Consider the following 24,237-nt stretch of genomic DNA (forward strand, 5'->3'; position numbering starts at 1 on the left):
CTCCCCGCTCTTCAGCGGGAGGCGAACTATAGCAAACTACCCGCCCTCTTTGCAAGCCTTTGCCGTAAATTATTTAGCAGGTTCCTGGGTGCTGCTGGTTTTGTAGGGTGCGCTCCGCGCACCGGCTCTTTGGTTGACCATTTCTATATCTAGATGCAATGGTGCGCGTGGCGCACCCTACTATTCTTGGTGTTTGGCGTATGACTGGGTAGCTTGCCTCGCCGCTCATCAACAGGCAACTCTGGGCTCCTGCCTGCGCAGGAGCGACGATTGGGAGGCTGTCTTTATTGATTGCGTTTTGCCTGGCAGAGCGAGTGATGTCTCTATGTATGTAATTACTGCAGGTCTGCTGCGCCCACAAAACCGGGCATCAAGATTAGCTAATTGATTATTTACAGAGAAATCAAGTAAGGTTAGGTTTTTCTCACTTTTAAATATTCTCATGTCTGCGAATTCAGAAGGTTCTACCAAAGCGATTTTTTATGCGCTGGGTGCCAATGGCGGTATTGCTCTGGCTAAATTTGGTGCAGCGTTTTTTACGGCATCGGGAGCCATGCTGGCGGAGGCGATTCATTCCACTGCGGACTGTATCAACCAGGTGTTCTTGCTGGTGGGTTTGAAGGAAGCCAAGCGGGCACCGGATGCTTCTCACCCCATGGGGTATGGGCGTGTCGTTTATTTCTGGGCCATGATGGTGGCTTTGCTGTTGTTCTTTTTGGGCGGTGCGTTTTCTGTCCTGGAAGGCGTGGAACGCCTGAAACATCCGGAGCCACTGAAGAACCCGATGGTGGCGCTGGTGGTGCTGGGTATTTCTGTCGCCCTGGAAGCCTTTTCACTGTATGGGGCGATGCTGGAAATACGCAAGATAGCCGGTGGCAAGTCTTTCTTTCGCTGGTTCCGCGAAACCCGACAGTCTGAATTGATGGTGGTGGCCGGTGAAGATATTGCTGCCCTGGCTGGCCTGGCAGTAGCCTTTGTTGCGGTCGTGTTGTCTGTGGTGACTGGCAACCCGGTCTGGGATGCGATAGGTTCCATCGTTGTGGGCATACTCTTGATGGTGGTGGCATTCTTTGTCATCAGGGAAGTCAAGGCGATGATTACCGGCGAATCTGCTGCGCCCGAGGTCAATGAAGCGATCCGCAAGCATATCGAATCTCATCCGCATGTCGATCACGTCATCAACCTGATTACCCTGCAATGGGGTGAACAATTGATGATTGCGGTGCAGGCAAAGATGCAGCGTCAGGGATCGGATCAGGCGTTGATTGCTGCCATCAACGAAGTAGAGGAAAGCATACAGGCCGAATGGCCGCAGGCCAAATGGTGTTTCTTTGAACCGGATGTGGACAATACGACGGACTAGGGCAGGGGGAATCAATGATTCCCTGATCAGCTCACTTCATTGTCCATGGCATCAGCGGACCTGATCAGGGAATGAATGGCGCGCTCGAACATGGCTTCGGTTTCGACAAAGCGTATTTTTCCCTGATCCAGCAATTCGCACAGGATAGGCATGCTGAGTACGCCAGGAAATTCTTCCCCGCTCATGCTCAGCACCACATTGTTGCCATTCGGATTGACCCAGCGTATGCAGGCGCGCCCCTTGTACTGCGGGGTTTTGAATTCCAGCATGGCGGCACTGACGATGCGGTCCTGATATTGTTCCTGCTGCGCTTTATCAGATTTATCAGATTTTTCCGGGCTGACTTCCATAGCGATGAAGCCTTCTGTCGCCGCGCTTTGTTTTTTCAATTCCTTGTCGAGTATTTTTGCTGGCAAGCTCAGTTCTGCCAGCACTTCAACCAGGAATTGCTCACGCGCAAAATCATGTTCCTGGATTTCTGAATGCTCTATGGTGTCAGCCTGGTTGGTGAACTGTTCAAAGCGTTCATGCATTTGCGGCAGGCTGACCGGCTGCGGCGCCCTGCCTTCCGTCATGCCGCGCAAGGCATTCGAATGCGCCTCTGCCAGCCAGTTCATGAGTTTTTGTTGTTTGGTTTTTTCCCAGCCTATCAATTCCAAGCCATGGCGCAGGGTACTGAGCATCACCGGCAGCATGGAAGACAGGAGATTACGGTCATCGGCATCTGTCTTGGGATAAACGCTCCACAACAAATCTGGCACCAGCAAACGATAACGCCGTGCCTGTATGGAATCGGTGCGCTCGGCAATTTCTATGGCGGCGACCCAGTTGATACGCAGAAAACTGCGAAAGGATGCTTCCACCGTCAGCTTCGACAGGGCCTTGCTCATGACGGCAGCAATGCAGGCAAAACGCATGAAACGGATTTCTGCTTCGCCTATGGCTTTGACGGTACGCCGGATGGGTGACTGATTGGTCCGCAACTCTCTGGTGACGAAGGTTTCAAAACGGTTTTGTATACGCGAAAACAGTTCGGGCACTTCCGAATCATGCCGCAACAGGGTCTTGATGATGCGGGAAATTTCTTCTGTGATAGGTTCAACATCATCAATCTGCTCAGCACAGAAGGCGACCGAGCAGATACGGTTGAACAGCAGGCGCGCCGGATGTTTTTCGTTGGTGAGGAAGTCTTTGTCCTTCAGCGCCAGTTGCAAGATCATGAATTGCAGGCGTCCCAGCTCCACCCGCATGGAAAGCGGCACCAGTTCATCAGACAGCATGAACTCAAACAGCATGGAGATGATATCGACTGTCATCTGCTCATCGCTGTCCTGTGCCAGACTGTACAGGGCATCTTTCTGCTCGCGCAGCAAATTGCGTATATCTCCATGCTCATCTGCCATAGCGGCGCTTTCCGGCGCCATGACTTTATGCATTTGTCCAAGCACCTTGCCGAGGGCAATTGATGCGCCTGGTGCCGCACTGGGTTCAATTTTCTGCCTGAGCTGGCTTTCTATGTTTTGCAGATGTGCTGCCAGCAAGGCAGCTGGCACCTGTACCATTTCGCGGTCGCCGAAACCGGCATTGCCTGGCTGGGCAGATTGAAACAGATTGGTCGGGGTCGACACACCGCCAGTGGCAGCGGTTGCGGGTGCATGGTAAGGCAGGGCATCGGAATCGGTATGGCTCGGCACTGGCGCAGTCGCGGCAGAAGCCTCACCAAAAGCACGGCGCAAGGCCCCACCCAGAGCGGTTGCCCCCTGTAACCAGGCAGGTGCCGGACTGACAGGCGCCGCTGGTGGCATGGAAATCGGCGGCAGGCTTGCACTATACGTCATAGGCATCTGCCCACCCTGCGCTGGAACCGGCGCCAATGCGGCGGCCTGGCCCTGCGCCATGGCGGGAGCGGATTTGCCACGCACAGACTGAAACAGCTGTTCCAGCCGCACACCAGGATTTTGCATCACCTGTGGCTGACCGGAAGCACCGGGTGCACCGAAAGCACCAAATCCACCTACCGTCGATACTCCGACCTGCGCTGCCGAATGCACGCCAGGGAAAATACCTGTCTGCATCGAAGAATAACCCTGCCCCGGCGCTGCCTGGCCAGCGCCAGGAGGAAAACCAGGGGCAGCCCCGCGCGCCTGTGGCTTTTCTGGTGCCTTGGTGATTTTCAGTGAGAGGTGGGCGCTGATACCCTGTTTTTCGAGCGCATTATTGGCCGCCTGATACACGGCTGACATCGCGGTGGACAGGCTTTCACCCAATTGTTCTATGAGTATCGCCTCGGTTTCCGGCAACAGCTTCAGGCCTTCTATGGCCAAAAAAATGCAGCGTGATACCAGGTAGGGGCGAAAAGGATTTTCACGTTCACGTATATCGTCCTGCCCAAACAGCACGGCGATGCGTATATTCAGATCGATGATCAGTTGTTCCGACCTGTTGCGAAAGTTTTGCGTCATTTCATTGAAACGCAAGGTAGTTTCAAAGGTGGACGAGTCCAGCAGGGCCAGCTCTTTATTCTGTTCAAGCGCAGACGCAGGGCGGAAGGTACTGTAGGCCGTACTGAGGCTACGATCCAGCAACTGTTCCATATTGATCTGCAAGGCTTTGGCGATTTCATCGCGTCTGTCTTGCAAAGTGCCACGCGCACTGACCATGCGCCGTTGTTCTGATGTTGAAATGCCACTGGCAGATGCTTTTGACAACAGGGTCTCTGCAGCAGCGGGCATCACACCGTCTACTGCAAGTTGAAATGCATGAGTAAATTCAGCGCGAGTGCTGGACAAGGACTCGTTTGCGACCATGTGCATCCTATGACATGAAGAACACTGTAAACAATACGCGAGACTGAGCTTAACTACCAGCGCCCTGCATCCCTGCCGTTAAGGCAGGCATGACTCACAGTGGCGCAGTCGTGCCATCAGGCTGCTTTTTTCTTCCGGGCGGCCGGTTTTTTCACCGGTACGGCTGCTTCTGCCTCAGGTTCTGCTTTGGCTTTGGTCTTGGCAGCAGCGGGGGCTTTTGCTTTACGTTCTTCAAACTCAAAGCTGACCTTGCCATCCTTACCACGTACCAGGAAGGCCTTGAATGGCCGACGCGTGCGCTGGGAAATAAAGCCCGGCAACAAGTCGGTTTTGCCATCATTGAGCAGCTTGCCCATTTGTTCAGGCAAAATTTCTTGTTGCAGGATAATTCGCCCACTACGGAAATCACAAGCCTTTGGCTTGGCAACGGTCTTCTCGCAAACGTAGGCCAGACCCATTTCATACACGCCACTACCGCACTTTGGACAAGGGCCAAGTGAAGTTTGTTCAGAAAAATCGACGCCTTCCCCATCCTCACCGTCGTCCTGATTTTGACCAAAGTCAAATTCCAGTTTGAGGTTATTGTGATCGGCATCGGCAACTATTTTCAATATAGCAGCAAATGGCCGCCCCATTTTGGAACGGAAACCTTGCAGTGGACCAATTTCACGCTTGGCCAGCAATTCTTCCACCTCGGCCACTTCAAACTGACGGCTACCGGGGGTCTTGCTCATGGAGAATTCGCACTTGGTACAGGCGAAGCGACGGTAATTCTCTTTGACCACGCCACCGCAATGCGGGCAAGGGGTATGCAAGGTTGCATAATCACCAGGGATGGTGTCGTTGTCGTATTCTTTGGCGCGCTTGACGATGATCTGGGTCATCTGGGCAATTTCGCGCATGAATTCCTCGCGACTGATTTTGCCTTTTTCCATTTGCGACAATTTATATTCCCACTCACCCGTCAGTTCGGGTGATGTCAATTCATCTACGCCCAAACCGCGCAACAAGGTCATCAACTGGAAGGCTTTGGCGGTAGGCATCATTTCGCGGCCTTCGCGCAGCAGATACTTCTCGTTCAGCAAACCCTCGATGATGGCGGCACGAGTGGCTGGTGTACCCAGGCCCTTGCCAGCCATTGCTTCACGCAGGTCACCATCATCGACCAGCTTGCCGGCACCTTCCATGGCGGACAACAAGGTTGCCTCGCTATAGCGTGCAGGTGGTTTGGTCACCAGGCCATTCGCGGTGATCTGGTCAGTCAGGACTTTTTCACCTTTGGCAACAGCAACCAGCGTGCCTTTGCTTTCGCCGTCTTTTTCTTCCAGCGCATCCTTGCCATAAATCGCCAGCCAGCCCGCGCTGGTCATGACCTTGCCTTCCGTCTTGAACTGATGGCCGGATACTTCGGTAATGCGGGTAGTCACCTGGAATTCTGCTGACGGGAAGAACACTGCCAGGAAGCGGCGTGTCACCAGGTCATACAGCTTTTGCTCAGGCTCGGACAGATTCTTTGGTGCCAGACCAGTCGGGATGATCGCAAAGTGATCACTGATCTTGGTGTTGTCAAAAATACGCTTGTTCGGTTTGACCCAATTATTCTTCAGGATTTGCGAAGCAAATTGATGGTAATTATTGGTATCGGCTATTGTACCCAGGGTTTCTTTCACTGTCGGCAGATAATCTTCCGGCAAATGACGGGAATCAGTACGCGGGTACGTCAACACCTTGTGTTTTTCATACAGGGCCTGGGCCAAGCCCAGGGTATTCTTGGCTGAAAAACCAAAACGGGCATTCGCTTCACGCTGCAAACTGGTCAAGTCAAACAGTGGCGGCGCGATTTGCGTGGCCGGTTTGGATTCTTCGGTGACACTGCCCTGGCGATTACGGCAAGCGGCCACGATGGATTCGGCAGCTGCCTTGCTCCACAGACGCTCTGCCCGCTTCTCTGGGTCGTGTTCATCTTTCTTGAACTGGTGATCTTGCCAGCGGCCTTCATAAATACCGGCAGCACAGACAAATTCTGCCTTCACTTCCCAGTAATCACGGGAGACGAATTTCTTGATCTTTTCTTCACGTTCAACCACGATGGACAGGGTAGGTGTCTGTACCCGGCCCACGGTGGTCAGGTAAAAACCACCTTCTTTTGAATTGAAGGCAGTCATCGCACGGGTGCCATTGATACCAATCAGCCAGTCAGCTTCCGAGCGGCAACGCGCAGCATCGGCCAGAGGCAACATCTCTGCATCGCTACGCAACTTCTGGAAACCATCGCGTATCGCACCGGTGGTCATGGATTGCAACCACAGGCGGCTAACCGGCTGCTTGGCTTTCGCATTTTGCGCTATCAGGCGGAAAATCAACTCCCCTTCGCGGCCCGCGTCACATGCGTTAATGAGACCGGTGACATCCTTGCGCTTGATCAGTTTGTTCAAGACCTTGAGTCGTGATTCGGTCTTGGCGATAGGGTTCAGGGCAAAATGTGGCGGAATCATGGGCAAGTGGGCAAAACTCCATTTACCGCGCTTGACATCGTATTCTTCAGGAACCGTGATTTCCAGCAAATGACCTACGGCGGAAGACAATACGTAGTTATCCGATTCAAAATAATCATCATGCTTGGTGAAGCCACCCAGCGCTTTCGCTATGTCATTAGCGACTGAGGGTTTTTCGGCAATGATGAGCGTTTTTGTCATTTCGGGATTCTCGAATAGTGTAAAGCGTTGCTGCCAATGTCTAATAGGCAACATTTCGCAAAATAAGCGTAAGACTAACCTAAATTAGCGGGGAATGATAAACGTGATAGGCGAAAAATCGCAATCTTCAGCGGATTTTTGCCATAAATCTTCCATTTAGGAAATGATTAGTGCAAAAGCCTTACGATGCTGTCGTCATCTGACAACAATAACTCGTCAAACATGAGCATGTCTGGTTCCGCACCCTGGCTCCACAACATCATTAGCACAATGATACGCAGTTTATCCAGAGGCATGGGTGACTCGTTCACCACCAATGCTCTTTCGACCACGATTTCCCGCTGGAGTGCATTCAGCAAACCCGCAGACTCAAGAAACTGGATAAAACCTATTGCCGGCGTACCCAGTGCGGCAATCTCTTGCTGCGCATACACACGAAAACCAGTGGACATGGCCGGTGTGGTGCCAGGCTCTGTTGAAGTCAAGGCCAGACCAGTCAGCCAGCTCAATGCCTCGGAAATTTCATCCTCAGGAAAGCCGACCGCCGATAATTTTTTTGTCAGGGCAGCCGCGTCAGGACAGGCATCCGGACGGTAATAAGTTTCGTAGAGGTAAACAAGAATATCAAACATAGTACTACTGTAGCCTTTGCTGCGATTTCAGACAAGCCCCCATGAAAGAGACTTGTTATCTGTCTGCTTACTGAATTATTTGCCGGATTAACACCTTATTGGTGACATGGGGCGATAAGCCCAGCAGAACTCGTTCCTGTTTGCGAACTGCGTTCTAATATATACGAAGCGGAGAAATGCTGCTGCCGGCTGGCAAAACGGGCGTGTCAGCCCAGGCGACGGAAATACCCGCCCGGCAGGGATTCCAGTTGGCCCATCAGCTCGAGATTCAAAAATTCTGCATGCAGGCTGGCGACATCCTGGCCCAGGCGCTGTGCCAGCATATCGATATGCACAGGGTCATAGCCTATCGCCTGCAAGATGCCTGTTGGCTCCGTTTCCGGCGCAGCTGGGGCATCGAATGGCATAGGCAATTGAAGTTGCAATTCTTCGAGGATGTCTTGTGCCGACTCGACCAGCTTGGCACCCTGCCTGATTAATTGATGGCAGCCCCGGGACAAGGGTGAATGTATGGAGCCGGGAATGGCAAATACTTCCCGCCCCTGTTCCGCCGCCATGCGCGCCGTAATGAGTGAGCCCGATTGTGCCGCAGCTTCCACTACCAGCACCCCTTTCGCCAATCCGGAAATAATCCGGTTACGGCGTGGAAAATTGGCCGCAATGGCTGGCATGCCTAGTGGGTACTCACTGATAATGCAGCCACCTTCGGCAATCAGATGGGCCAGACTGCGATTGCGTGCGGGATAAACAATATCGGCCCCGGTACCGATGACGGCAATCGTAGAGCCCATGCCACGCAAAGCCCCCTGATGGGCAGCAGCATCAATGCCTGCCGCCAGGCCAGAACTGATGGTCAGACCAAAACTGCTGAGGGCTTCGGAAAATTGTTCGGCATTCTTGATGCCCTGAGTAGTCGCGTTCCGGCTGCCAACGACGGCAATCGTGCTGGCCGTCAACAGGTCGGTGCGGCCCTTGAGGTAAATCAGTACCGGTGGATCGGGGATCTCAAGCAGGGCTGGCGGATAAGCGGTATCTGCCAATGTCAGTATCAGATTGCCTGCCTGCTCACACCAGGCCAGGGTTTTGTCTATTTGTAACAAGAGCTCGCTGGAGGCAGGTGCCAGCACGGCGCTGGCGATCCTGTCGGTCACGACTTCTGTCAGGGCCGCATGACTGGCTGCAAATACCTGATGTGGCAGACCGAATCTGGCAAGTAATTTGCGTGCGGTTTCATTCCCCACACCGGGGGTCTGCACCAGCCTTAACCAATCCCTCAAATCCAGATTCAGACTCACAAATCGCGATAACTATGTAGGTGAGCGTTACTTGGGTGAACGGGCAGCATCACCAATTTTGACCACATCGGTAACCTGCATGATCAAGCCATAAGAAATATTGTCAAACACGCGGAAAATAAACAAATGACCAATCTTCTCATCAGGCAACTTGACGCGTTTGTTGTTATCTGTCTTGTCCACAATGACTGGTCCGTAGTTAAACAATGTTAATACAGTACCAATGTTGAGGCCATCATCCTTACCACGATTGATGGAAATAATCTGATTCTGCCCAGCCACACCAACACCGCCATATACGGCAACCACTCTGGCATCGACTTCATCTTTCGGTGCATGGGGTACGTAATTCAGGATAGGTGACGGTGGAATCGGCATGAGACGGTCACCGACTGCCATCTCTTCTTTAGAATTGACGACCAGGAAGGTATGCACGTCACTGACCTCGTCATCGGCTTCCTTGTCCAGCTTGACTGTACCCAGATACACGGCTTCGTAGCCGATGATGGCCTTGGTTTCCGGATCAAGCAGGGGCACGCCCGGGCGGAACACCTGGAATGAAGTACCGCCGTCAAGATCGCCACGGACATAGGCTTTTTCACCCTGACCCAAATTCACGCGGCCCTCTTTGGTGCCTATAATGCGGGGTGCAGAAGCAAGCTCATTCTTTTCCACGATCAGCGGCTGCGACAGGAAAGGCTCTATCACTGATGCCGGGATGGCCGGGATGGCGTTGTCACCGAGGCCCTGGTTACGGGAACGCGGCGTCCATTTTTCGGTCTGTATGCCACCAGGGTTGCCCAGACGCAAACGACCATTGGCACGATCAAAGTAGACAATCTGCCCAGGATAAATCCAGTGCGGATTACGAATTTCTTCCTGATTCATGCCCCAGACTACAGGCCAGCACCATGGGTTTTTCAGGAAAATACTGGAAATGCCCCACAGGGTATCTCCACGCACAACCACATGCTTGTCCGGTGCGTCCGGCAGAAATTCGCACTTGCTTTTACTGGCGATGGCTTGCGCCTGAGCAGTAGTCGCCTGTGCCCCTGCGGCAAAGACTTCAGCTGACATCAAAGGCAAACTGACAGCGAGGATGGAAGCGATTGTGCTAAACTTTTTCATGAATAATGTCCGATGCAAAATACCGCAATACCGCAAGCAATGCGCGCAGGCAGGCGCAAACTTGCAAAACTTGCCAAATTGAATCAAATTCTGCCCATAAATCCTTGAACTAGCAAGAAAAACTGCGCAATAAGTCCCATGGCTTGTTGTGAAATGTCTTATGACGATACTAAATATACTGCGCTACCCCGATGCGCGCCTCCATAAAGTGGCAAAACCGGTAACACAATTTGATGAACGCCTGAAGACTTTGGTTGCCGATATGGCAGCAACCATGTACGACGCCCCCGGCGTAGGGCTGGCTGCTTCGCAGGTCGATGTGCATGAACAGATCGTGGTCATCGACGTGTCGGAGACCAATGACCAGCTACAGGTATTCATCAACCCTGAAATTCTGTGGGCCAGTGAAGAAAGAAAGATTTACGACGAGGGCTGCCTGTCCGTCCCCGGTATTTATGATGGCGTAGAACGTCCGGCAGAGGTCAAGGTACGTGCCTTTGATGCCGAAGGTAAGGCATTCGAAGTCCATGCCACGGAATTGCTGGCTGTATGTATACAACATGAAATGGATCACCTGAAAGGCAAGGTATTTGTCGAATACCTGTCGCCGCTGAAGCGCAATCGCATCAAAACCAAGATGCTGAAGGAAGAACGCGAAGAACAGCGCAAGCGGGCTGAACGCTGATGCGTGTCATTTTTGCGGGCACGCCCGAATTTGCGGCAACAGCACTACAGGCTCTGCACGCAGCCGGCTTCGACATACCACTGGTATTAACCCAGCCTGACCGTCCCGCCGGGCGCGGCATGCAATTGCATGCCTCGGCCGTCAAGCAATTTGCGCAACAACATGGCATACCGGTGGCACAGCCGGTTTCCCTGCGACTTGATGGCAAATACCCGGATGTTGCAAAAGAGATACACGACCTGCTGCTTTCCACACCACATGATGTCATGGTAGTGGCAGCCTATGGCCTGATACTGCCGTTATCGGTACTGCGCATTCCCCGCCTGGGTTGTCTGAACATTCATGGTTCTTTGCTGCCACGCTGGCGTGGTGCGGCGCCCATACACCGTGCCATAGAAGCAGGCGATAGCGAAACCGGTATCACCATCATGCAGATGGAAGAAGGCCTGGACACAGGCCCCATGCTGTTGATGAAATCAATACCGATTGCTACTGACGATACTACAGGTGGCCTGCATGACAAACTGGCAGACCTGGGGGGAGCGATGATAGTCGATGCCCTCAGACGTTTGCAGCAAGATACCTTGCATGCCACAGTACAACCGGAAGATGGCGTCTGTTATGCCGCCAAGATCAGCAAGGCCGAAGCCGCACTGGACTTCAAGCTGCCCGCTGATGTGCTGGAACGCAAGATCCGGGCATTCAACCCCTTCCCCGGCGCGCATGCGGACTATGCAGGTGCCACCCTCAAAATCTGGGGTGCCCGGGCCATACAAACGTCCACACCGGCGGCTCCAGGGCAGATACTGGCCACCAGCCCGACAGGAATTCTGGTTGCTTGCGGGCAAGGTGCGTTAGAATTAATCGAATTGCAAAAACCCGGGGGCAAGCGTCTTTTGGTGAGCGAATTCCTGAAAGGCTTTGATTTTATCGTTGGCAATTGTTTCGATTGAATCAAGAAATGAAGCAAAAAAGCTACATCTTGGCCCGTTTAGGGCCCTGATATGCGTTATATAGCGGGGAATAGTCCAATTAATGCCTGGTTGCAAGCAAAATCTTTGTTGCCTGCCGCTACTTGTTGTATTCTCTTACACTGAATTATTGCCATTATTGTTTTCGATAACAAAAACTCTGACAAAGACCTAAAAAAGGTGAGCTCATGAAGAAACTTCTTCCCATTGCCCTGGCAGCTGGACTGTTGGCAGGTTGTACAACTCCATACAGTGAAACTCCGCTGGCGGGCAATTTCCCGACGACCACGCAAAATAAATTGCAGGCTGCGTCGCATTGGCTCCTGATTGCAAAAGATGTCGCCGATCAAATCAAGCTTGGTACTGACAAGATAGGCGCGCCGGTCTATGTTACTCCACCACAACAGAACAGCAAATTCACACTGGCCTTCTACAATCAGATCATCACTTCGCTGGTGAATCAGGGTGTGGTCGTCAGAAAAGTAAATGACGGTACGGCACAGGTCATCGATATCGAAACCGAACTGGTTCGTTTCTCTCCCAATCGTCATCAAAACACGCGCTTTGTCAGTGTCACTGCGATTGGTGCAGGCATTGCTGCCGTTCATGGCTTGGGTATTCCGGTAAAAACCGATTACGTACTGGGTGGCCTGGGCCTGGCTGCTGCGTATGACTGGACCCACTGGGTTAACCAGGAATATGCGAAAGGTCCTACGCCAACTTATGAACTGATCGTCACCACTTCGCTGGTCAAGAATCTGCAGTTTGTAGCGCGTCGTACTGATGCCTACTATGTCAGCGATTACGACTGGACACTGTATAACAAAGAAACCGACTTCAATTTCCGTGTCGTTGGGGGCCAATAATGATGAAAAGAGCAGCTCTCGCAATCGCATCTGTCGTGGCGCTGAGCGCCTGTTCCAGCCTGGGTTTCAACAATGCGCCGGTCACGGCTGCACCTGTGCCCACCTGGAAAGATGCCGAAGCCAATGAATTTATTCCCGCCAATCAACGTGCAGCATCGGCATTGATCGCGGCGGCTGGCCAGCAAATTGATCCTTCCCGTCCTTTGATCGTCGCCACCCTGGCCAATATCAATTCACTGGAAGATTCTTCCACATTTGGCCGTATCATCGCCGAGCAGGTATCGGGGCAATTTACCCGTAGCGGCTACAAGATGATAGAGATGAAATTCCGTGAGAAGGTTTTCATCCGCCAAAACGTTGGTGAATTCCTGCTGACCCGGGAAATCAAGGATGTCGCCCAAAACCATAGTGCCCAGGCTGTCATCGTTGGTACCTATGCGGAAAGCGACAAACTGGTGTTTGTTAACCTGAAGCTGATACGCCCGGTAGACAACGTGGTCATCAGCACCTTTGATTACGCCGTCCCTATGGACAAGACAGTCAAGGCTTTGCTGGGTCGTCGTTAATCCCAAATAGCTTGTCAATAAAAAGGCGACAGTGTCAGCACTGTCGCCTTTTTGTATTCCATGACTCAGAAACACTGACCCGCAAGCTAAGTCTCGGTATCGCTCCCAAACAAATCACTACGTGCCGCCCGGCTGATTGCCAGTACCGCCGGGTGGGTCAGTTTGCGCTGTACTGAAATGGCATAGAACTGTTCACGAATATCATCGGTCTGCCCCAGCAACTGCACGTCATACTGGCGTATCAGCATGTCAGCAATCACAGTGGGGGCGGCAAAAAAGCCGGCACCCGCCTGGCCAAAAGCACTCATGAGCGCACTGTCATCAAACTCGCCAGCGATGCGTGGATGCAAGTCCTGCTGATCAAACCAGTGCAGCAACTTGGCCCGCAGGGCCGCATCTTCCCCTGGCAACAAAAATGGCGCAGCTTCCAGGCTGTGCGGAAAATTGCGCGGATATTGCTGAAGTAAGGCAGACGTACCAAAAAAACTGATGCCACATTCACCCAGCAAATGGCTATATCCGCGTACATTCACCGTGGTCGGCATGGGGCTGTCAGACATGACCACATCCAGTTTATGGGTCGCCAGATCACCCAGCAGGACTTCCATCTTGCCTTCACGGCAATTAATACGCAAAGTCTGGGGTAATTTCAAGGCCGGTTCCAGCAAGCGATAAGCCAGTGCCTTGGGCAGCGCATCCGATACCCCCACCCTTAGCTGCACCGTTCTTTCTGTTGGTCTGTGGTGCAAGACTTCTTCCAGCTCTTGTCCCAAAGCAAAGATATCTTCTGCGTAACTCAGTACCAGGCGACCGGCCTCGGTCAGTTCCAGATTGCGTCCGCTCTTGCGAAACAGGGCCTCCCCCTGAATTTCTTCAAACAGACTTAACTGCGCACTGATGGTTTGTGGCGTCAGGTGTAATTGCTCACTGGCGCGGGCAATACTGCCAGCCTTGGCAACCATCCAGAAGTAATGCAAGTGTTTGTAATTGAGTGCGGGCATATAAAAATGTACAGGCTGTCAATACATCTGTTTTAACGAAGTAAAATTCAATTATATTCGACTTTTATTGTTTGTTAGCACGGTCTACACTTTCATTACCTTCTGTTGAGAAGGTGAGGTCATTCACTGTTGATGAATTACCTCAACATTTCAGGAGAGAAGCATGAAAATTGTCAGTCGTTCCACCCACGGTGAAGCGCAAACAGTGTCCTATGTGGATGGCAGCATCAGTGCTGGCCACAAGGTCTTGCGTAATACCTATATGTTGCTGTCGATGACTTTGCTGTTTTCAGCATTGACTGCCGCAGCCACCGTTACCTTCGCCATTCCGGGCCCAGGCATCTTGCTGACCCTGGTTGGCTACTTTGGCCTCTTGTTCGCCACCACCAAATTACAAAATAGCGCCTGGGGCATTGCTTCAGTCTTTGCACTGACCGGTTTCATGGGGTATACCCTGGGGCCTATTCTGACCCGTTATCTGGGCATGCCCGGCGGTACCAGCATCGTCATGACAGCCATGGCCATGACAGGTCTGATCTTCATGGGTCTGTCTGCCTATGTATTGATCAGCAAGCGTGACTTCAGCTTCATGGCCGGCTTTTTGATGGTGGGTATGCTGGTGGCTTTTGTTGCTAGCCTGGGCGCGATTTTCTTCCAGATTCCGGCCCTGTCACTGACGATTTCCGCAGTCATGGTGTTGCTGATGTCCGGCATGATTTTGTTTGAAACCAGCAATATCATCCACGGCGGTGAAACCAACTACATCATGGCAACCGTCAGCCTGTACGTCACGATATTTAACCTGTTCACCAGCCTGCTGCATTTGCTGGGTGTTATTGAGAAAGAATAATAATGTTGCATACCGTCGCTCAGCCCTGGATGTGGGCAGTATTTATCGGCTTTGTTTTACTCATGTTGGCAATCGACGTGCTGGCCCTTGGTGGCTCGCGCGCCCACAAAGTCAGCATCCGGGAAGCGGCGGCATGGTCCATCGTCTGGGTCAGTCTGGCCCTGTTATTCGATTTCGGTTTGTGGATTTATCTGTCGGACACCGTAGGTCGTGAAATTGCAACGGCCAAGGCCATGGAATTCCTGGCCGGCTACGTCATAGAGAAATCGCTGTCAGTCGACAATGTGTTTGTCTTCCTGCTGATCTTTGGTCACTTTGCGGTACCGCCCCAATATCAGCGCAAGGTTTTGCTGTATGGCGTACTGGGCGCGATTGTGATGCGCATCATCATGATACTGGCAGGTAGCTGGGTGGTTGCCCAGTTCTCATGGGTGTTGTACCTGTTCGGCATTTTCTTGCTGGTGACCGGTATGCGCATGCTGGTGGCGGCTGAACAGGAGCCTGATCTGGAAGCCAATCCGGTATTGCGCCTGGCGAAAAAGATACTGCCGTTCACCAAAGAATTTCACCGGGAAAAATTCACCGTCAAGGTAGATGGCAAGCGTTTTTTCACGCCGCTGTTCCTGGTGTTGATACTGATAGAAATTTCTGACGTGATCTTTGCAGTGGATTCCATCCCGGCGATTTTTGCAGTGACGACAGATCCCTTCATTGTCTTCACATCCAACATTTTCGCCATCATGGGTCTGCGTGCACTGTACTTCTTGCTGGCAGATATGGCAGACCGCTTCCATTTGCTGAAATTCGGCCTGGCATTTGTGCTGATGTTTGTGGGTATCAAGATGCTGATCGTGAAATGGATGCATGTGCCCACCAGCATATCGCTGATGGTGATCGCCGGCCTGCTTGGCACTTCAATCATCGCCAGCCTGTTTGTCAGCAGGAAGCACAATTAAAAGCGAACTAAAACAGAATTAAGGCAGTAATCCACGCGCTAAAGCGCTAGCGCAGTAACCAATACATGAGTCCCTTTGGCACATCACAGCTTGACCGTGATGTGCTTTTTTTTATGGATTAAGCTAATCCCACATTTACCACCTGAGGTGCTTGCCCGATCACGATCAGCGGTGCAGCACCGTCAGCATTGAGCAAGTGGGTATGCGAATCGTCAACAATCGAGGATGTCGTAAAATTGGTTGTCAGATATGGGTTATTCACGCTCTCCACAAAGTTGCCATTCCTGTCAACAAGCAATACAGAAACAACGCCGCCAGATTTCAATAGTGTTTGCAACTGCAATGAGTCAGTTGTGCCGAGGTTAAAGTCCACCTTGGTATCCGAAATGCCAATAAGATCATCAGTAGCAATAACCTTGCCATTAATTTTCAAATACGCGGTACTACTGAAATACTGGAATCCAGGCGCAATAGTTGCTGTCACCAATAAATTGGTATTTGAGCTATTGACCGTGTTTGCCACTACATTGCCACCCAGAGGTGTCAGTGCAATATTGGTCGCTGGAGAACCATTAACGTATTTTGAGGTCAAGAAAATATCTGGGGTTTTCAGGGAAATGCTGGATGAATATCCCGCTGTATTTGTCATCACAAGACTCAGGTTTTGCTTTGTCCAGTAATCACTATAGACCTGTGAGGCTATAGTTGTGTCAAATACAAAATCGAGCATATTGGAAGTAGCCGATATGTTTGAAACTTTGGCAATGACCTTTCCATCTTCCAAGATCGCCGCCGTCCCGCCTGTATGCAGGCCAGGCGCAATTGGAAATGTGATCTCCCTGATCTGTAGACCCTGGTCAATTGAATCGTATACAACACCTGTATTTGGCAGTACAGGTTTAAATATAGCGGAATCAACATAAGCATTGCTACCATACTGATTGCTTGCCAGAGTGGGATTATTCACGCTTTCAATTGCATTTCCATTCATGTCAACCATGACAACTGACACAACCCCACCATTGTTGATCAAACTCTGTATCTGAGCACTGCTTACAGCAGTCACATTAAAATCTACTGATGTATCAACGCTGGAAATCTTGAGATCATATGCAATGACCTGGCCATTGATTTTCAAAAATGCCTGACTACCAAAGTATTCAAGGCTGTTAATCGTCGCCTTTACCAGCAGTGTTCCGCTTTTGCTGTCCGTAGAAATACTGATATTTGTAGCTGGCGTACCATCCTTGTCCTTGCCTGCATATTTGATCTTGTAATCCTTTAACATGGTCGTGCTAGCATTGCCTGCAGCATCTGTCAGGACAAGACTCAGACCATTTGAAGCATTGTTGTAGACATCGCTGTACACCTGCTTCATGATTTTTGGATCTATCATGAAATCAAGAATATCCGCATTGGCGGCAATGTTGCTGACCTTCCCTATCACTACACCATTTTCCATCAGCACTGCAGATCCTCCGGCATTTTCACCCGGAAGTATCTTGAATTGAATTTCACCCACCCCGTAATCCAGGCTCGTAGATGGCTGAAAGAAAAAGGTCGTTACATAAGTAGCCTTACTTGGGAGCACAGGCGGTGTCGTATCGAGCACAACTGTAGTCAGCGCGCCGGTCTTTCCTGTATTACCGAAAATATCGGTCACCTTGACACCCAACAATTTCGTGCCATCCGGGCCCCAGTTGATGCCTGCCGGAATGTGAATAACAGCCTTTTGCGAAATCACCTCCGCCGCAGTCAGGATGTGCGTAACCGGAGCATAAAATGAGCTGTTGCCATTCATCAGCTCAAGTAGGTATCCAGCTCCTGCCTGCACACCTTTCAAGTCAACCAGTACATCCATCCCTGCAATTCTCTCGGCATTGCTAATGCCATTTGTGGCCTCAGCGATTTTCAGCGGCAGACTTGGTACCAGGGTAGGAGGCAAGTCTGTTGCAGTCACACCAGACAAGATTCCACGCATCACTTCGAAGGCATAAGCAGAGCTATACAGGCTTGCTTTTTCTGTAGTAGTCAGACTGGCCGTGAAGTTGATAGCAAAAGTCAGCTTACTGTCTATGGTCGCACCATCCAGACTTTGTGGTGTCGCACCGTTGACGATCGCCAATGCAGCGGTGCCCAGGTTCACTGCGCCGCTATCAATCTGGGTTGTCCAGTATTTCAAACCAGCGGCATCCACCGTCCGCCCAAACAGATTTTTATACAACGCGGTTACTACGTCCGCCGTGGTTTTGCCACCATACGTCAGCTTGTACTCAGACTGCTCACTAAAAGACTGCGCCAGACTAGGCAGCGAAATTTTATTGGCATCAAGCTGCCCTTCCCAATATTGCAAACCAGCCACGTCAGCAGGGCGGTTGAAGTAAGCGATATACAACTTTTGTATGGTGCTGGCGTTAATACCCATAAAACAAGCTTTCTATAAGGGGAAAGGACAATATCCAAATAACTTCAAATCAATAAAAATACGCATTCGTGTAGGAGGCACGCCATCACGGCCACCAAGAGCCTAAGAAATGCGCTTGCGGCCGGCAAAACAAATAGCAAGCGCCCATACCTGCAACCGGCGTCAACTAGCGTGCTCAACGAGCTATCCGCTATGCGAACAGATTTTATTCGACCGTCATTGTAACAAAATATTACAAATTTGCCATATCAACAATGACGCATATGATTTCACCCCGCGCTGGGCACGGCAAAAAATATTCAGTTATGTATCCAGAGCTACTTCCATTTGCCTTATCCGGTGTTGTCGGTGTGCTGCCCAAAGCCAGTGCCCTCGACGCAAGCCCTTGATTTGACGTATAATTTGTCTTCTGTTGCGCCGATTTGAGATTCAGATTGCGGGCGCGTAATAAGTGCTGCTAAAAGGACGTCGCCCGATCCGCCTGCACACACAAGCTGATCGGGTTTTGTTTTATTGCGAGTAAACATCATGACTACGACCCTGCCTGTATCTGCCCTCGAAACCCGTTTGCGCGAGATGTTGCAAAAGCGCATCCTGATACTCGACGGCGCCATGGGTACCATGATCCAGCGCTACAAACTGACAGAAGAAGATTATCGTGGCGAGCGTTTCAAGGACTTTACCGGTCCGGAAACCGTGCGTGAACTCTTCGTAAAGGGCAATAATGAACTGCTGTCGCTGACACAGCCGCATGTGATTGCCGAAATCCATGAACAATACCTGGCAGCCGGTGCCGACCTGATAGAAACCAATACCTTTGGTGCCACTACTGTCGCGCAGGATGACTACCACATGGCGCATCTGGCCTATGAGATGAATGTCGCCTCAGCCAAAATCGCACGCGCTGCCTGTGACAAATATTCGACACCGGACAAACCACGCTATGTCGCAGGTGCGCTTGGCCCTACACCAAAAACAGCATCGATTTCACCAGATGTGAATGACCCGGCAGCACGTAATGTCACCTTCGACCAACTGGTGGCCGCCTATCTGGAACAAACCCGTGGTCTGGTTGAAGGCGGCGCCGATGTGCTGCTGGTCGAAACCATATTCGATACACTGAACTGTAAAGCAGCGCTGTTCGCTATTGATCAGTTTTTTGAAGAAACCGGGACCCGCCTGCCCATCATGATTTCTGGCACGGTAACCGATGCGTCTGGCCGTATCCTGTCGGGCCAAACGGTACCAGCGTTCTGGAATTCGGTACGTCATGCCAAACCGCTGACAGTCGGCCTGAACTGCGCCCTTGGTGCTGCCCTGATGCGCCCGTATGCAGAAGAATTGTCAAAAATTGCCGACACCTTTGTCTGCATTTACCCGAATGCCGGTTTGCCCAATCCCATGAGCGATACCGGCTTTGATGAATTGCCAGCCGATACCTCAGCCCTGCTGAAAGAATTTGCCGAAGCCGGCTTCATCAATATCGCCGGTGGCTGTTGCGGTACCACGCCTGATCATATCAAGGCGATTGCCGACATCCTGCAAACCCGCACGCCACGCGATATCCCGACCGTACCGGCAGCCATGCGCCTGTCTGGTCTGGAGCCGTTCACGATTGATGAAACATCGCTGTTCGTCAACGTTGGTGAACGTACCAATGTCACCGGCTCAAAAGCCTTCGCCCGCCTGATTTTGAATGAGCAATACGATGAAGCACTGGCTGTCGCCCGTCAGCAGGTAGAAAACGGCGCGCAAGTCATCGACATCAATATGGATGAGGCGATGCTGGATTCACTGGCAGCGATGACACGCTTCCTGAACCTGATCGCGTCCGAACCGGATATCGCCCGCGTGCCTATCATGATCGACTCGTCGAAATGGACAGTCATCGAAGCTGGCCTGAAATGCGTGCAGGGTAAGGCTATCGTCAATTCGATTTCCATGAAAGAAGGCGAAGCAGAATTCCTGCGTCAGGCCACGCTGTGCAAGCGTTATGGCGCAGCCGTCATCGTCATGGCCTTTGACGAAAAAGGCCAGGCGGATACCTATGCGCGCAAGGTGGAAATTTGCGAACGCGCCTATCGCCTGCTGGTCGAGAAACTGGATTTTGATCCGCAAGACATTATCTTTGACCCGAATATTTTCGCGGTCGCCACAGGTATTGAAGAACACAATAATTACGCCGTTGATTTTATTGAAGCGACTGACTGGATACACAAAAACCTGCCCGGTGCCAAGATCAGCGGCGGTGTCTCGAACGTGAGTTTCTCTTTCCGTGGCAATGACCCGGCAAGGGAAGCTATTCACACGGTATTCCTGTACCACGCCATCAAGGCGGGTATGACCATGGGTATCGTCAATGCCGGTATGGTCGGTGTGTATAGTGAGCTGGACGCTGAATTGCGCGAGCGTGTTGAAGACGTGGTGCTGAACCGCCGGGAAGACGCGACCGAGCGCATGATAGAAATTGCTGCCACGCTCAAAGCCGGCGGCAAGAAAGAAGAAGCCACGCTGGAATGGCGTAACGAACCAGTAGAAAAACGTCTGTCGCATGCGATGGTACACGGTATCACCAACTGGATCGTCGAAGATACCGAAGAAGCCCGCGCTGCCATCATGGACGCAGGTGGCCGCCCTATCCAGGTCATTGAAGGCCCGTTGATGGCAGGCATGAATATCGTTGGTGACCTGTTTGGCCAGGGCAAGATGTTCTTGCCACAGGTGGTGAAATCAGCCCGCGTCATGAAGCAGGCAGTTGCCCATCTGATCCCCTATATCGAAGAAGAAAAGAAACGCAGCGGTGACAACAAGCCCAAGGGCAAGATCGTCATCGCCACGGTCAAAGGCGATGTGCACGACATCGGCAAGAACATCGTGACCGTGGTCTTGCAGTGTAATAATTTTGAAGTGGTGAACATGGGTGTGATGGTGCCCTGCTCAGAAATCCTGGCCAAGGCCAAGGCAGAAAATGCCGACATCATCGGCCTGTCTGGTCTGATCACACCATCCCTTGAAGAGATGGCCTATGTAGCCAAAGAAATGCAGCGTGACCCGCATTTCCGCATGCTCAAGATCCCGTTGCTGATCGGTGGTGCAACTACCAGCCGCGCCCATACCGCGGTGAAAATTGCGCCGAATTATGAAGGCCCGGTTGTGTATGTGGCTGATGCTTCGCGCTCAGTGTCTGTCGCACAATCACTGCTGACACCGGAAAGCCGTGACCAGTACATCGCTGACCTCGGTAGCGATTACGAACGTATCCGTACCCAGCATGCGAATAAAAAAGCTACACCCATGGTCACGCTGGCGCAAGCCCGTGCGAATAAAATGAAAGTGGATTTCACTGGCAGCAATGCGCCAGTCAAACCCAAATTCATAGGTCGCCGCCTGTTCAAAAATATTGATCTGGCGACGATTGCCAATTACATAGACTGGGGCCCGTTCTTCCAGACCTGGGACCTGGCTGGACCTTTCCCTGCCATATTAACTGATGAAGTCGTTGGAGAAGCAGCCACCAAAGTATTTGCCGAAGGCCAGGCCATGCTGAAGAAAATCATCGAGGGCCGCTGGCTGACGGCGAATGGTGTGGTCTCCCTGCTGCCTGCCAATACCGTGAATGATGACGATATAGAAATCTATACCGACGACACCCGCAGCCAGGTGGCCCTGACTTATTACGGCACGCGTCAGCAAACAGAGAAACCCATCATCGATGGCGTGCAAAGACCCAACCAGTGCCTGTCAGACTTCATCGCACCAAAAGACAGCGGCATCAAGGACTATATAGGCATGTTCGCGGTAACCGCTGGCCTTGGTATAGAAAAGTATGAAAAGCGCTTTGAAGATGCGCATGATGACTACAGCAGCATCATGCTAAAGTCACTGGCAGACCGCCTGGCCGAAGCCTTTGCCGAATACCTGCATGAACGCGTACGTAAAGACCTGTGGGGTTATGTCGCCGATGAAGCCCTCTCCAATGAAGACCTGATCAAGGAAAACTACAAAGGCATACGCCCCGCCCCTGGCTACCCTGCCTGCCCGGAACATACGGTCAAGACCGAAATGTTCAAGCAGATGCAGTGTGAAGAAATAGAGATGTACATCACTGAATCATGGGCCATGATACCTGGCGCGGCAGTATCGGGCTTTTACTTTGCTCATCCTGAATCGAAGTATTTCAGCGTAGGTAAAATTGCGGATGATCAGGTCACCGATATGGCCGAACGACGCGATGTACCCAAGGAAGAAGTGGAACGCTGGCTGGCACCGAATTTGTAGCTGGTTTCCACTAAGGCTGTTCTCAAATTTGCTTACCGCTCTATTTTTGAACAGCCTTCCCGCCAGGCCATGACTGAATTTTAGGCAGGGACAGTTCGTACAAATGACTCCAGCGCCTGCTTTACGTCTTCAGTCACAGTATCCCAATCTCTTACCTTGGGTTGCCGGAACAAACGTGCAGATGGATACCACGGACTATCCGTTCTATGCAGTAGCCAGCGCCAATCTGGATTGTATTCGATTAAAACCCAGGTCGGCTTGCCCATAGCACCGCCAAGATGTGCGATAGAAGTGTCTATGGAAATAACCAAATCCATCAATTCTACCAAAGCCGCCGTATCCGAGAAATCGTGCATTTCCGGTCCAAAATGTCTGACATGGGGGTAATGACTGAGTATCTCCCGGTCATACGCCGATAAATCTTTCTGCAAAATGACAAAGTCAGCATCGGCTGAAAACAGTCTGGCAGCTAACTTCATATCCAGTGACCTGGTCTTGTTTCTTTTATGCTCAGGATTACCGGTCAGTGCAATACCCACTAAAGGTTTAGCCCTTTTCGGTCCCAGTCTTTTGCCCCAAACTGCGGCGCGTTCCGGTTCGCTTGAGATATACGGAATATTCGCAGGGATAGTGTCAACCGTGGTGCCGAGCAATAAAGGCAAGCTCATCAAAGGCGAGTAGCAATCGAAAGAAATTTCATCGACAAAGTCCCGCACCTCATCTATACCATCTATAGTTGCCAATAGACGTTTTAGTAGAGGTGAGGCGACAACAATCACTTTACATTTTTTTGATTTAAGCAGCTTTACATAGCGAATAAATTGTATGGTATCGCCATGACCTTCCTCAGTAATCAGCAGGATGTCTTTTCCTGTTAAATCCTCTTTGCCTGTCCAGCGTGCTTCCTTGGGGAGTTTCAGCATAAACTCCAGCATGACACCCTTTAAGCGTCGCTCATAACTTTTCAATCCTTGAGGATAATCCCCCAGCAAAAGTTGGGAAATCCCCACGCTAAGCTCGACTTCAGACGCGTCTGGAAATTCTTTCAATGCCAATTGATAGGTGTTGATCGCTTCTTCGATTTTATTCTGCTGTGCCTGTGCATTGGCTAAATCGGTATACAGCATCAATGATTTTTTTTCGGCGACAAGCGCTAGCGAATAGCTTTTCTCTGCCGAAACATAGTCCAATTCCAGCGACTGCAAATTCCCTTTGTAGTAATGCAGGTCACAAAAATCGGGAAATAGCTCAAGGCCACGGTCAACTATCACATTCGCTTCTTGGGCCTGGCCTAACATGATGTAGGCCATACCGAGGTCCCGGTATGCTAACCGAAGAGTATTATCAAGTTCAATGGCCCGTTGATAGCTGGCGACACTCGACGCTATTTCACCCTTGTCATACAAAATACCACCCTGCAAATAGTGTGCGTTCGCAAGCGTGGGATCAAGTTCCAATGCCTTGACTATGTGATGTTGCGCCCGTAATAGATTCTTTTCTTCCAAAAACAAAAAGCCCAGCATGCTATGCGCTTTTGCCAGCGTTGGATCAAGTTGTAAAGCTCGTTCATATAAGTCTTTTGCCTGCATCAGCCGGCCATCACTGAATAGCAGATTTGCTTTTTCTTGCAACTCAGCACCTGTCAGCAGACTTGCCTTCGGTTCCGTCGCGATGGGTTCTTTGTCGGCAGAAAATAGATTTTTAATTAACTTGAACAT

The 24,237-nt window shown here is 51.3% G+C and carries 16 protein-coding genes; 8 read left to right on the plus strand and 8 right to left on the minus strand.

Annotation, left to right across the window (positions count from 1 at the left end; translation table 11 throughout):
* The first annotated feature begins 442 nt into the window (after window positions 1–442).
* The gene (locus tag ACO0LK_RS26175) at window positions 443–1,363 is read left to right on the plus strand and encodes a cation diffusion facilitator family transporter (RefSeq protein ID WP_422980376.1); all 921 of its coding nucleotides are present in this window, start codon (window positions 443–445) and stop codon (window positions 1,361–1,363) included.
* 26 nt (window positions 1,364–1,389) lie between these two features.
* On the opposite strand, the gene ACO0LK_RS26180 is transcribed toward ACO0LK_RS26175, so the two are convergent.
* The 5 genes from ACO0LK_RS26180 to ACO0LK_RS26200 form a co-directional block, all read right to left on the minus strand.
* Window positions 1,390–4,170: a DUF1631 family protein gene (locus ACO0LK_RS26180; RefSeq protein ID WP_422980378.1), complete on the minus strand. Its 2,781-nt coding sequence runs from the start codon at window positions 4,168–4,170 to the stop codon at window positions 1,390–1,392.
* Window positions 4,171–4,286: 116 nt separating this feature from the next.
* Window positions 4,287–6,866 carry a DNA topoisomerase III gene (locus ACO0LK_RS26185; RefSeq protein WP_422980380.1) on the minus strand — a complete coding sequence of 860 codons (2,580 nt, stop codon included), beginning with the start codon at window positions 6,864–6,866 and terminating at the stop codon, window positions 4,287–4,289.
* Window positions 6,867–7,033: 167 nt separating this feature from the next.
* On the minus strand, window positions 7,034–7,498 hold the full coding sequence (locus tag ACO0LK_RS26190; RefSeq protein WP_422980382.1) for a DUF494 family protein: 465 nt from the start codon (window positions 7,496–7,498) through the stop codon (window positions 7,034–7,036).
* A gap of 206 nt (window positions 7,499–7,704) precedes the next feature.
* Window positions 7,705–8,793 carry a DNA-processing protein DprA gene (gene dprA / locus ACO0LK_RS26195; protein WP_422980384.1) on the minus strand — a complete coding sequence of 363 codons (1,089 nt, stop codon included), beginning with the start codon at window positions 8,791–8,793 and terminating at the stop codon, window positions 7,705–7,707.
* Between the two features lie 27 nt (window positions 8,794–8,820).
* Window positions 8,821–9,921: a LysM peptidoglycan-binding domain-containing protein gene (locus ACO0LK_RS26200; RefSeq protein WP_422980386.1), complete on the minus strand. Its 1,101-nt coding sequence runs from the start codon at window positions 9,919–9,921 to the stop codon at window positions 8,821–8,823.
* 160 nt (window positions 9,922–10,081) lie between these two features.
* Here ACO0LK_RS26200 and def point away from each other — a divergent pair, with 160 nt between their 5' ends.
* The 4 genes from def (at window position 10,082) to ACO0LK_RS26220 (ending at window position 13,009) form a co-directional block, all read left to right on the plus strand.
* Window positions 10,082–10,606 (plus strand): peptide deformylase, encoded by a 525-nt coding sequence (gene def, locus ACO0LK_RS26205; protein WP_422980388.1) that lies wholly within the window; start codon window positions 10,082–10,084, stop codon window positions 10,604–10,606.
* Window positions 10,606–11,559: a methionyl-tRNA formyltransferase gene (gene fmt / locus ACO0LK_RS26210; protein WP_422980390.1), complete on the plus strand. Its 954-nt coding sequence runs from the start codon at window positions 10,606–10,608 to the stop codon at window positions 11,557–11,559. Before def ends, fmt begins: the two co-directional genes overlap by 1 nt.
* A 206-nt stretch (window positions 11,560–11,765) precedes the next feature.
* A complete protein-coding gene (locus ACO0LK_RS26215) occupies window positions 11,766–12,443 on the plus strand; it encodes a hypothetical protein (protein WP_422980392.1) in 678 nt (225 codons plus the stop codon).
* A 2-nt stretch (window positions 12,444–12,445) separates the two neighbouring features.
* A complete protein-coding gene (locus tag ACO0LK_RS26220; protein ID WP_422980394.1) occupies window positions 12,446–13,009 on the plus strand; it encodes a FlgO family outer membrane protein in 564 nt (187 codons plus the stop codon).
* Between the two features lie 86 nt (window positions 13,010–13,095).
* Here the strand turns inward: ACO0LK_RS26220 and nhaR are convergent, their stop codons facing one another.
* Window positions 13,096–14,010, minus strand: a complete 915-nt coding sequence (gene nhaR / locus ACO0LK_RS26225; RefSeq protein ID WP_422980396.1) for a transcriptional activator NhaR — start codon at window positions 14,008–14,010, stop codon at window positions 13,096–13,098.
* Window positions 14,011–14,173: 163 nt separating this feature from the next.
* Between nhaR and ACO0LK_RS26230 the strand changes: the two genes are divergently transcribed.
* Both ACO0LK_RS26230 and ACO0LK_RS26235 read left to right on the plus strand, forming a co-directional pair.
* On the plus strand, window positions 14,174–14,860 hold the full coding sequence (locus ACO0LK_RS26230; RefSeq protein WP_422980398.1) for a Bax inhibitor-1/YccA family protein: 687 nt from the start codon (window positions 14,174–14,176) through the stop codon (window positions 14,858–14,860).
* 2 nt (window positions 14,861–14,862) lie between these two features.
* The gene (locus tag ACO0LK_RS26235) at window positions 14,863–15,816 is read left to right on the plus strand and encodes a TerC family protein (protein ID WP_422980400.1); all 954 of its coding nucleotides are present in this window, start codon (window positions 14,863–14,865) and stop codon (window positions 15,814–15,816) included.
* A gap of 118 nt (window positions 15,817–15,934) precedes the next feature.
* Here the strand turns inward: ACO0LK_RS26235 and ACO0LK_RS26240 are convergent, their stop codons facing one another.
* The gene (locus ACO0LK_RS26240) at window positions 15,935–18,241 is read right to left on the minus strand and encodes a DUF4214 domain-containing protein (protein ID WP_422980402.1); all 2,307 of its coding nucleotides are present in this window, start codon (window positions 18,239–18,241) and stop codon (window positions 15,935–15,937) included.
* 528 nt (window positions 18,242–18,769) lie between these two features.
* Here ACO0LK_RS26240 and metH point away from each other — a divergent pair.
* Window positions 18,770–22,519: a methionine synthase gene (gene metH, locus ACO0LK_RS26245; RefSeq protein WP_422980404.1), complete on the plus strand. Its 3,750-nt coding sequence runs from the start codon at window positions 18,770–18,772 to the stop codon at window positions 22,517–22,519.
* Window positions 22,520–22,599: 80 nt separating this feature from the next.
* Here metH and ACO0LK_RS26250 read toward each other — a convergent pair whose 3' ends face one another.
* Entirely contained in the window at window positions 22,600–24,237 is a 1,638-nt protein-coding gene (locus ACO0LK_RS26250; RefSeq protein WP_422980406.1) for a tetratricopeptide repeat protein, read from the minus strand.

It is taken from the genome of Undibacterium sp. Ji49W, assembly GCF_049340205.1.
GTDB lineage: Bacteria > Pseudomonadota > Gammaproteobacteria > Burkholderiales > Burkholderiaceae_D > Undibacterium.